At 64.2% G+C, this 9,860-nt stretch carries 10 protein-coding genes; 7 read left to right on the top strand and 3 right to left on the bottom strand.

Going from position 1 to position 9,860, the window contains the following annotated elements; translation table 11 throughout:
- Positions 1 to 128: 128 nt before the first annotated feature.
- A complete protein-coding gene (gene cbiB / locus NKJ88_RS25530; protein ID WP_023830516.1) occupies positions 129 to 1,106 on the bottom strand; it encodes an adenosylcobinamide-phosphate synthase CbiB in 978 nt (325 codons plus the stop codon).
- Between cbiB and cobD the strand changes: the two genes are divergently transcribed.
- Positions 1,105 to 2,160 (top strand): threonine-phosphate decarboxylase CobD, encoded by a 1,056-nt coding sequence (cobD, locus tag NKJ88_RS25525; protein WP_352446020.1) that lies wholly within the window; start codon positions 1,105 to 1,107, stop codon positions 2,158 to 2,160. The genes cbiB and cobD overlap by 2 nt on opposite strands.
- On the top strand, positions 2,157 to 2,666 hold the full coding sequence (locus tag NKJ88_RS25520) for a tyrosine phosphatase family protein (protein WP_023690280.1): 510 nt from the start codon (positions 2,157 to 2,159) through the stop codon (positions 2,664 to 2,666). Before cobD ends, NKJ88_RS25520 begins: the two co-directional genes overlap by 4 nt.
- 9 nt (positions 2,667 to 2,675) lie before the next feature.
- Here NKJ88_RS25520 and NKJ88_RS25515 read toward each other — a convergent pair whose 3' ends face one another.
- Positions 2,676 to 3,479 carry a creatininase family protein gene (locus tag NKJ88_RS25515; protein ID WP_023670776.1) on the bottom strand — a complete coding sequence of 268 codons (804 nt, stop codon included), beginning with the start codon at positions 3,477 to 3,479 and terminating at the stop codon, positions 2,676 to 2,678.
- A gap of 53 nt (positions 3,480 to 3,532) precedes the next feature.
- A complete protein-coding gene (locus NKJ88_RS25510; protein ID WP_023690279.1) occupies positions 3,533 to 3,916 on the bottom strand; it encodes a RidA family protein in 384 nt (127 codons plus the stop codon).
- Between the two features lie 255 nt (positions 3,917 to 4,171).
- On the opposite strand from NKJ88_RS25510, the gene NKJ88_RS25505 reads away from it, so the two are divergent.
- From NKJ88_RS25505 to NKJ88_RS25485, 5 genes are all read left to right on the top strand, one after another.
- A complete protein-coding gene (locus NKJ88_RS25505) occupies positions 4,172 to 5,176 on the top strand; it encodes an ABC transporter substrate-binding protein (RefSeq protein WP_023690278.1) in 1,005 nt (334 codons plus the stop codon).
- A gap of 2 nt (positions 5,177 to 5,178) precedes the next feature.
- Positions 5,179 to 6,003, top strand: coding sequence for an ABC transporter ATP-binding protein (locus tag NKJ88_RS25500; protein WP_023690277.1), 825 nt, complete (start codon positions 5,179 to 5,181; stop codon positions 6,001 to 6,003).
- Positions 5,990 to 6,841, top strand: coding sequence for an ABC transporter permease (locus NKJ88_RS25495; protein ID WP_023690276.1), 852 nt, complete (start codon positions 5,990 to 5,992; stop codon positions 6,839 to 6,841). The genes NKJ88_RS25500 and NKJ88_RS25495 overlap by 14 nt, the downstream gene beginning before the upstream one ends.
- 198 nt (positions 6,842 to 7,039) lie before the next feature.
- Complete coding sequence (locus tag NKJ88_RS25490) at positions 7,040 to 8,341, top strand: cytosine deaminase (RefSeq protein ID WP_352446014.1); 1,302 nt, start codon at positions 7,040 to 7,042, stop codon at positions 8,339 to 8,341.
- Complete coding sequence (locus NKJ88_RS25485; protein ID WP_031203233.1) at positions 8,341 to 9,744, top strand: FAD-binding oxidoreductase; 1,404 nt, start codon at positions 8,341 to 8,343, stop codon at positions 9,742 to 9,744. The genes NKJ88_RS25490 and NKJ88_RS25485 overlap by 1 nt, the downstream gene beginning before the upstream one ends.
- Positions 9,745 to 9,860 lie beyond the last annotated feature (116 nt).

Below are 9,860 nucleotides of genomic sequence, written 5' to 3'. Positions count from 1 at the left end.
GGGGGGGGGGGCGCCCCCGGCCCGGGCGGGGGGGGGGGGGGTGCGCGATGGCCCCAGCCCCCCCCCCGGGCGCTTCGCGCCGACCCTCCCCACAAGGGGGAGGGTAAAGGAAGGGCGACGGTAAGCTCTCAGAACGTCACCGCGATAAGCACAGCCGACAGCAACCCGAACAGCCCAATCAGCAGATAGTCCGCCACCTGGTACAATTTCAGTGCCTGCCTGATGTCCTGGCTTTCCGCCGCGCGCCTACCGCCTTCGCCCATATAGGCGTCCTCGACGATGACGCCGCCATAGCTGCGCGGGCCGGCGAGCGCCAGGCCGAGTGCGCCGGCCATTGCTGCTTCCGGCCAACCGGCATTGGGTGAGCGGTGCTTTTTGGCATCGCGCCGCATTGCTTGCCAAGCGTTGCGGGGATCGGCGCCGTGAACGAGAAAGGCGGCGGCAACGATCAGCAACGCGGTCAGCCGGGACGCCGGCAGGTTGATCCAGTCGTCGAAGAGTGCCGCCGCGCGGCCGAAGGCCTCGTGGTGCGGGGTGCGGTGGCCGATCATCGAATCGGCGGTGTTGGCGGCCTTGTAGGCGACGCCGCCGGCCAGACCGCAGACACCTGTCCAGAAGGCGGGCGCAACGATGCCGTCGGAGAAATTCTCGGCCAGGCTTTCGATGGCGGCGCGGCTGACGCCGGCATGGTCGAGCTTCTCTGGATCGCGGCCGACGATGCGCGCAACCGCAATGCGGCCGAGCGCCAGCCCGCCGGTATCCAGCGAATCGGCCACCGCCTCGACATGTTCGGTAAGGCTCTTTTGCGACAGCAGCGACGAGGCCAGGATTGCCGTGATGATCATGCCGGCAGGAAAGAGCTGCCAGAGCAGGATTTGCACGATGAAGGCGATTGCCGCCGGCACTAGCACGATCACCAGCAGCGCCTGCGCGCCGCGGCGGCGACGCAGCGCGTCGGAATCAGTGTCGCGGTTGAGCCTGAGGTCGAGAAAGGCTATCAGCCTGCCGAACCAGGTGACGGGATGGCCGACGGCACGGAACAGCCAGTCCGGGTAACCCAGGATGCGTTCGATGGCCAGCGACAGGAAAGCGATCAGGATCGACATGAAGCTTTCTGATGGAGCGATTACTGTGGTGGATCACGGTGGATCCCTTGGCCGGGCGAGGGCGCTCTTCCCTCACGCGCCACAACCTTTCGTCGATCTCTCGACAGGTATCAATCCGCACTCCTACCCGCTTTTCGAGCTGCCCGCCACCGCCCTGTCACGATTGCCGGAGGCCGCGCGCCTGCGTGAGCTGGCCAGGGTCGCGGCCGGCGCCTATGGCGCGCCTTCGGCCGAGAATGTGGTGGTCGCCCCGGGCACGCAGATCCTGCTGCCGCGCGTCGCCTCGCTGGTCAGCCCCGGCAAGGCGCTGGTGCTCGGGCCGACCTATGCCGAGCATGCCAAGGCCGCCGCGATTGCCGGCCATGCGGTGGCGGAGGTCGACGATTTCGAGGCGCTTGCCGGAGCCGAAATTGCCATCGTCGTCAATCCCAACAATCCCGACGGGCGAGTCGTGTCGCGGGAAAGGCTGCTTCGGCTTGCCGAGACATTGCGCGCCATAGGCGGTCTGCTGGTCGTCGACGAAGCCTTCATGGATGTCGGCCCGCACGCGGAAAGCCTGGCCGGCGATGTCGGGCGGGGCGGCATCGTCGTGCTGCGCTCGTTTGGCAAGTTCTTCGGTCTCGCCGGCCTGCGGCTCGGCTTCGCACTTTCCGATGCAGCGACGGTCGAAAGGCTTGAAACGCAATTCGGCCCTTGGGCGGTCGCCGGCCCAGCGCTCGAATACGGCATCCGCGCGCTTGCCGACAGCGGCTGGCAGGCCGACATGCGGCGGCGGCTGGCGCAGGATGCGGCGCGGCTCGATGCGCTGCTTTCGCGCTTTGGCGTTGCTGTCGCCGGCGGCACGACGCTGTTTCGCTATCTCCGGCTTGCCGATGCACCGGGGCTGTTTTCGACGCTCGGCGAGCGCGGCATATTGCTCAGGCATTTTTCCGAGCGTCCCCAGGTGCTCCGCGCGGGGCTGCCTGGAAGTCAGGAGGAATGGCAGCGGCTTGAATCGGCGCTTGCCGACTGGGGCGCACGGCGCGACGATGGGTCGAAGGAGATCGCGCCATGATCCATATCTGTTCGCTGGCAAAGCTTGAGGAGACGGTGGCCAAAAGCGGCGCCGAGCGCGTGCTGTCGCTGCTCGCTGCCGGCACCGAGGTGACGCGGCCGGCCTCAATCGCGAGGGAAAACCACCTGCATCTGGTCATGCACGACATCGCGGTGGCGCAGGACGGCATGACCATGCCCGGCGAAGGCCATGTGCGCAATCTGCTCGATTTCGCCCGGAAATGGGACCGCGCCAAACCCATGGTCGTCCATTGCTATGCCGGCATCAGCCGCTCGACCGCCTCGGCCTATATCATTGCGGCGGCGCTCGCCCCGAAGCGCGACGAAGTCGAACTTGCGCAGACATTGCGGAAGCTTTCGCCCTCGGCGACACCCAATCCACGGTTGATCGCCGTCGCGGATGCTCTGCTCTCACGACAAGGCCGCATGATCGAAGCGATCGAGGCGATCGGACGCGGCGCCGATGCTTTTGAGGGTACGCCTTTCGTGTTGAAGATCGACGGCTAAGGCGGCCCGCTATGCCAGCCAGTCGGCAAGCTTCGCCTTGCGCACATCCTTCAACAGGGTGATGAAGCCGTCGGCCTGATGCTCCGCCGTCAGTCGGCCTTTCTCGGCCGTGGCAATGCTGGCATCGCCGACCACGCCGTTGGGGTTGAGATCCCCAGCGATCCAGGCGAAAGCGTGCGTTCCGGTGTGGCGCAGCAGCGCAAATTCGGTTTCGGCGCGGGCGACCTTGGAGGCGAAATTGTCGGCCTTGGCCATGTCGACTAACTCCGGGCGAAAATGCAGCATCAACGAGGTCTCGACGTCGCCGCCATGGATGCCATGGCGGTCTTCCAGCTCTGTGTACATGCCGGCGGGGCGGCCGAAGCGCTGCCAGCTGGTCTTCACCGCCAGCATCCTCTCACGCACGCGCAGCTCGCGCGTGACGATGCCCATGATCTCTTCATTGCCGCCATGCGAGTTGACGACGATCAGTTTCCTTACGCCTGCGCGGGCAACGGACAGGCCAAGCTCGGTCCAGGCATCGACCAGGGTGGCCGCCGGCAGGGTGAGCGTGCCCGGCGCCTGCAGATGCTCGTTCGACTTGCCGACCGTTTGGACCGGCAGGATGCGGATGTCGAGATCGCCGGGCAGGCGGGCGATGACCGTCTCCAGCATGCCGTTCATGATCGAGGTGTCGGTTGATACAGGCAGATGCGGGCCGTGCTGCTCGATCGCCGCCACCGGCAGCACGGCAATCGTCGCCTCCGGATCGATCGCGGCGTATTCGGTGGTCCGGTAGTCGCCCCACCACACGCGTCTGTTTGCAACGGTCATGTCATGCCTCTTGACTGTGAGGGAGACCTAGCGCGCCAAACGTCGCCTGTCGATCACCCGGCAGCAATCGCCTCGACCTCGACCTTGAATTCCGGCCGCGCAAAGCCTGACACGATCATCAGCGTCGAGGCGGGCGCGGGGCTGGCAAACAAGCGGTCGCGGACGTCCATATAGGGCCGCAGAAAGGCGCGGTCGGTGACGTAGGCGTTTATGCGCGCGATGTCGCCTAGCCCCAGCCCGGCTTCAGCCAGAATCGCCGCTATGTTTTGAAAGCAGAGCTCGGCCTGCGCGCCGGCATCCTCGGGGATCTCGTCGTCCGCCGTGATGGCGACCTGGCCGGAGCACAGAACCAGCCGCTTGCCTGGCGGCACCTCGACGCCGTGGCTGTAGCGGGCGAAAGGCGGCTTGATCGACTTCGGCGCGAGGTATCTGAACATGGCAATCTCCTGTCTGCGAGACCAGCCTAAGACGTGACCGATAGTACGTTCAAGATGTGGTGCATGGCACAAGGGCGATTGTGGACAGGCGTCCAAAAAATAGGCACGATGCCTCCCGCACAGCATGACCCGTCCGGTGTTGGCAGTGACTGCCGCGCAAGCAGGCGGCCCGGGCGGTGGCATGTGTCTTGCTTCTTGGATCAATGGTGTCGAGCCCGGCGCGTGACGCTCCGGAGCCAACAAAGGGTGGTGTCGATGTACGGAAAACAGAAGATTTCAGCGCTTGCGGTCGCGCTGCTTGGAGCCGGCACGTTCGGCGCGGCAGCAAACGAGAAGGTCACCTTCGGTACCAACTGGCTGGCCGAGCCCGAGCATGGCGGCTACTACCAGGCCGTCGCCGACGGCACCTACGCTGCATGTGGCCTCGACGTGACGATTTCGCAGGGAGGTCCGCAGGTCAGCGGGCGGCCGCTGCTGCTGGCCGGCAAGCTCGATTTCTACATGGGCGGCAATCTGCTGTCGGCCTTCGACGCCGTCCAGCAGGGCATCCCGATGCGCGTCGTCGCCGCCGATTTCCAGAAGGACCCTCAAGTCATCATGTCCCACCCGGGGCAGGGGCTGGACAAGTGGGAGGATTTGAAGAACGCCGACCAGTACATTCTCGGCGACGAGGGCGTCCAGACCTTCTTCCAGTGGATGGTCATCGAACTCGGTTTCGATGCCGCCAAGCGCGTGCCCTACACCTACAACACCGCTCCATTCCTGGCCAACAAGAAGTCGATCCAGCAGGGTTACGTCACCTCGGAGCCTTTTGCGGTCAAGAAGGAAGGCGGCTTCGTGCCCAACCAGTTCCTGCTCGCCGACTATGGCTGGGACACCTATTCGACGACGATCGAGGTGATGCAGGACACGATCGACAAGCGGCCGGAGGTGGTCCAGTGCTTCGTCGATGGCTCGGCCAAGGGCTGGTACAAATACCTCTACGGCGACAACAAGGCCGCCAACGAGATGATCAAGAAAGACAACCCCGACATGAGCGACGAGCAGATTGCCTTCTCGATCGAGCAGATGAAGAAGTTCGGCCTGGCCGATTCCGGCGACACCGAAAAGCTCGGCATCGGCGCCATGAACGAAGACCGGATCAAGAGCTTCTATGACAAGATGGTCAAGGCCAAGGTCACGCCCGAGGGCATCGATATCAAGAAGGCCTATACGCTGGCCTTCATCAACAAAGGTGTCGGAATCGAGCTGAAGAAGTAATCGTGAAGCTGGAAAAGATGGCGCAGGCGCCCATGACGGCATCGGGTGAAGGCCCGATGCTGCTGACGCTGCGCCATGTCGGCAAGGTGTTTTCCAATGGCGTGACTGCATTGAGCGACGTCGATCTCGCCATCCGCGAGGGCGATTTTGTCAGCCTTCTCGGGCCGTCCGGCTGCGGCAAGTCGACGGCGTTGAGGCTGATCGCGGGCCTGTCGACGCCGACATCCGGTCAACTCGACTGGGGCGGTTCGATCGACCGCGCCAATATCGGCTTCGTCTTCCAGGAACCGACGCTGCTGCCCTGGGCCGATGTCTTCGACAATGTCTGGTTGCCGCTCAGGCTGAAAGGCGTGTCGCGTGCCAAGGCGGCGCCGGTGGTGATGGAGATGCTGGAGCGGGTGCACCTGACCGGTTTCGAAAACGCCGTGCCGCGCGAACTTTCCGGCGGCATGAAGATGCGCGTCTCGATCGCACGCGCGATGGTGACGAAGCCGCGCATTCTGTTGATGGACGAGCCGTTCGCGGCACTCGACGAGATCACCCGCTTCAAGCTCAACAACGACCTTCTGGAGCTGTGGCAGGACGAGCGCTTCACCGTCGTCTTCGTCACCCACAGCGTCTTCGAAAGCGTGTTCCTGTCAAACCGCGTCGTCGTCATGGCGGCGCGGCCGGGCCGCGTCCATGCCGAGTTGGCAATCGATGCCGCCTATCCACGCGACGAGGTGTTTCGCACCTCGCCCGACTATGCCGCGCTCTGCCGCCAGGCCTCGGACATCCTGGTCAACGCCATCAACACATCAGCCGGACCGCACCATGACGGCCATTGATCAGAATGCCGCAACGCTCGACGCGGAAGAGGCCGGCCGCGTACGCCAGGAGCGGCTGGAGCGGATCGGCCGGTGGGTCTTGCCTTTGGCGATCATGATCCTGGCGATCTGGCTGTGGGACCGCATCTGCGTGTGGAACGCGATCCCGCAATATATTCTGCCGCGCCCCGGCGTGGTGCTGTGGACGCTCTATAGCGATGCCGGGCTCCTGTTCTCCGCGCTGCTGGTCACGTTGCGCATAACCTTCCTCAGTCTGTTGCTTGCAGTGGTCGGCGGCGTCGGACTGGCGGTGCTGTTTGCGCAATCGAAATGGGTGGAGATGTCGTTCTTTCCCTTCGCCATCGTGCTGCAGGTAACGCCGATCGTGGCGGTCTTCCCGCTCATCAACATCTATGTGGACAACCAGACGGTGAAGCTTTTGCTTTGCGCCTGGATCGTCGCGTTCTTCCCGATCCTGTCCAACACCACGCTCGGCCTCAATTCGGTCGACCGCAATCTGCGCGACATGTTCAAGCTCAACGGCGCGACGCGCTGGCAGCAATTGCGCTATCTCAGACTGCCGGCGGCCATGCCGTATTTTCTAGGAGGCCTGAAGATCGCCGGCGGCCTGTCGCTGATCGGCGCCGTGGTGGCCGAGTTCGTCGCCGGCGCGCAGGGACAATCCTCAGGGCTCGCCTCGCGGATCATCGAGGCCGGCTACCGGCTCAACGCGCCCAGGCTGTTCGCGGCGCTGATCCTGATCTCGCTCACCGGCATATTGATCTTCCTGGTGCTGTCGCTGGTGTCGCATCTCATCCTGCGCCGCTGGCACGAGAGCGCGCTGAAGCATGAGCGGTAGGGGGTTGGGTGACGTGATTGAGATGCTGGCGCGAAACCCCCCCCTCTGGCCTGCCGGCCATCTCCCCCTCAAGGGGGGAGATTGGACGTCATCCGGGATTTCGCCAATTATCGACGTTGGAAGACGGGTGCTGTCGGAAAAGCTGCCAATCTCCCCCCTTGAGGGGGAGATGCCCGGCAGGGCAGAGGGGGGCGGTCCTTGATACCGACCTCTGGCTCGTACCATCTCACCAACGTCCGCCTTCACCGGTCGCTGACATCAGGTCTTGCCACCACTTACGACACCGACGGTTTCGCGCTGGCCGACATTGCCGTTGCCGATTGCAAGATCTCGGCCATCGCCGCGCAATACAAATCAAAGGCGCCGACCGATGCCGTCGATCTCGCCGGCCGCATCGTGCTGCCGTGCTTCGTCGACTGCCACACCCACATCGACAAGGGCCATATCTGGCCGCGCAAACCCAATCCCGGCGGCAGTTTCATGGGCGCGCTCAATGCCACCGGCGCCGACCGTGCAGCGCGCTGGAGCGCCGAGGACGTGGCGCGGCGCATGGATTTCTCGCTGCGCTCGGCCTACGCGCACGGCACCAAGGCGCTGCGCACGCATCTCGACAGCGTGCCGCCACAGGAGGAAATCTCCTGGCCGGTGTTCGAGGCGATGCGGGAGAAATGGCGCGGCCGCATCGAGCTGCAGGCGGCCTGCCTGCTCGGCATCGAAGGCGTGCGCGACAGAAAGTGGTTCGAGAGGCTGGCCAAGCGTGTGGCTGCGGCCAAGGGCGTGCTCGGCGTCGTCACCTATATGGTGCCGGATCTCGAAGAGCTTCTCGACAAGGTGTTCGCCGAGGCGAACAGGCACGGGCTCGATCTCGATTTCCACGCCGACGAGACCGACGACATCGCGGCGATATCGCTGAAGAAGATCGCCGAGGCGGCACTGTGGAACGGTTTTGAGGGCAACATGCTGGTGGGACATTGCTGCTCGCTGGCGCGCCAGCCGGATCTCGACGTGCTCGATACACTCGACAAGGTGGCCAAGGCGCGGCTGGCGGTGGTGTCGCTGCCAATGTGCAATCTCTATCTGCAGGACCGGCGTGCCGACCAGACCACGCCACGCTGGCGCGGCGTGACGCTGCTGCATGAGATGAAGGCGAGGGGCATCCCGGTCGCGGTCGCCTCCGACAACACCCGCGATCCGTTCTATGCCTATGGCGATCTCGACATGCTGGAGGTCTACCGCATGGCGACGCGCATCCTGCATTTCGACCATCCGGTCGGCGACTGGCCGCAGACGGTGGCGGCGACGCCGGCCAAGGTGATGCGGCTCGACGGTGTCGGGACACTGACAGCCGGTGGCAGCGCCGATTTCATCGTCTTCAAAGGGCGGAGCTGGACGGAATTGCTGTCGCGGCCCGAATCGGATCGCATCGTCGTGCGCAACGGCCGAGCGATCGACAGGCAATTGCCCGACTATGCCGAGCTCGACGAACTGATGGTGGAATGATGGATGTTTCGGCGCTCAAACGCGATCTCGACGGGATAAAGCTCGACGACAATCCGGCCATCGTCCAGCAGAAGAGCCGCGACTTCTACTGGTACAGCCCGGTGCTGAAGCAGCAGCTCGACCACGTCACCGGCGACCTGATCGTGACACCGAAGACCGAGGCCGAACTGATCCGTGTGCTCGCCGCCTGCCACCGCCACGGCGTTCCGGTGACGCCGCGCGGCAGCGGCACCGGCAATTACGGTCAGGCGATGCCGCTATCGGGCGGCGTGGTTTTGAACCTTGCCGAGATGAACGAGATCAAGGCCATAGCGCCGGGCCGCGTGGTGACCGGGCCGGGCGCGATCCTCGCCGACATCGACAGAGCGACGCGCGCGCATTCCGGGCAGGAACTGCGGCTGTCGCCGTCGACCTACAACACCGCCTCGATCGGCGGCTTCATCGCCGGCGGCTCGGGCGGCGTTGGCTCGATCAATTTCGGCGGTCTGCGTGATTTCGGCAATGTGCTGCGGCTGCGCGTCGTCACCATGGAAACCGAACCGAAGGCGCTCGAACTCACCGGCGAGGATTTGCACAAAGTCACCCACGCCTATGGCACCAACGGCATCATCACCGAGGTCGAGATGCCGCTGACTGCAGCCTATGAATGGATCGACGTGATCGTCGGCTTCGACGCTTTCATGCCGGCAGCCCGCTACGGCAACTTGCTGGCACGCCAGGACGGCATCCTGACCAAGCTGATCACGCCGATCGCCGCGCCCGTGCCGCAGCTCTATTTCAAGCGCCACCAGAAGTTCTTCCGGGACGGGCAAAGCATCTGCGTCGTCATGGTTGCCCGGCATGGGCTAGACGCGTTCCTCGCCTTCACCCGCCGCGCCGGCGGCGAGGTCATCTTCAATGCCGCGACGGCCACGGACGAAGAGAAAAAGGGCCTGCCGCCGGGCTTCGAGCTGGCGTGGAACCACACCACGCTCAGGGCACTGCGGGTCGATCCCGCGATCACCTATCTGCAATCGCTCTATCCGTTTCCCAACCAGCTGGCGCTGGTGGAGAAGATGGACGCGATGTTTCCGAACGAGGTCTTTTCGCATCTCGAATTCGTGCGCCTCGACGGCAACATCACCTGCTTCGGCCTGCCGCTGGTGAAATTCACCACCGAGGCCCGGCTCAACGAAATCATCCGGCTGCATGAGGAGAACGGCTGCCCGATCTTCAACCCGCACCGCTACACGCTGGAAGAGGGCGGCATGAAGCAGACGGATGAAATCCAGCTCGCCTTCAAGCGCGAGACCGATCCGCAAGGCCTGCTCAATCCCGGCAAGATGATTGCCTGGGAAAATCCGGATTACGACTATCGCTCGGGCCGGACTTTTTTGTTCAAGGGGTTGCAGAAAGCAGAATGAGCAGAGGTTTGAGCTTGAGCACCCCCCTCTGTCCTGCCGGCACAGGCCCTACGCTGCCGCTTCGGGCGTTCGTCGTTTGGAAAGCCAAGCAATTGGCTTCCCATCGGCTTCGCCGA

Source organism: Mesorhizobium sp. M0016 (assembly GCF_040324035.1).
Lineage (GTDB): Bacteria > Pseudomonadota > Alphaproteobacteria > Rhizobiales > Rhizobiaceae > Mesorhizobium.
The sequence above is the reverse complement of the archived record's forward strand: the minus strand, read 5'-3'. Positions and strand labels throughout refer to the sequence as shown.

Bases quoted from the DNA above. Each gene is read 5' to 3' on its own strand.
- NKJ88_RS25495 (WP_023690276.1), top strand. From the start codon at position 5,990: ATGACGGCCATTGATCAGAATGCCGCAACGCTCGACGCGGAAGAGGCC.
- NKJ88_RS25485 (WP_031203233.1), top strand. From the start codon at position 8,341: ATGGATGTTTCGGCGCTCAAACGCGATCTCGACGGGATAAAGCTCGAC.
- NKJ88_RS25520 (WP_023690280.1), top strand. From the start codon at position 2,157: ATGATCCATATCTGTTCGCTGGCAAAGCTTGAGGAGACGGTGGCCAAA.
- NKJ88_RS25515 (WP_023670776.1), bottom strand. From the start codon at position 3,479: ATGACCGTTGCAAACAGACGCGTGTGGTGGGGCGACTACCGGACCACC.
- cobD (WP_352446020.1), top strand. From the start codon at position 1,105: ATGAAGCTTTCTGATGGAGCGATTACTGTGGTGGATCACGGTGGATCC.
- NKJ88_RS25510 (WP_023690279.1), bottom strand. From the start codon at position 3,916: ATGTTCAGATACCTCGCGCCGAAGTCGATCAAGCCGCCTTTCGCCCGC.
- NKJ88_RS25505 (WP_023690278.1), top strand. From the start codon at position 4,172: ATGTACGGAAAACAGAAGATTTCAGCGCTTGCGGTCGCGCTGCTTGGA.
- cbiB (WP_023830516.1), bottom strand. From the start codon at position 1,106: ATGTCGATCCTGATCGCTTTCCTGTCGCTGGCCATCGAACGCATCCTG.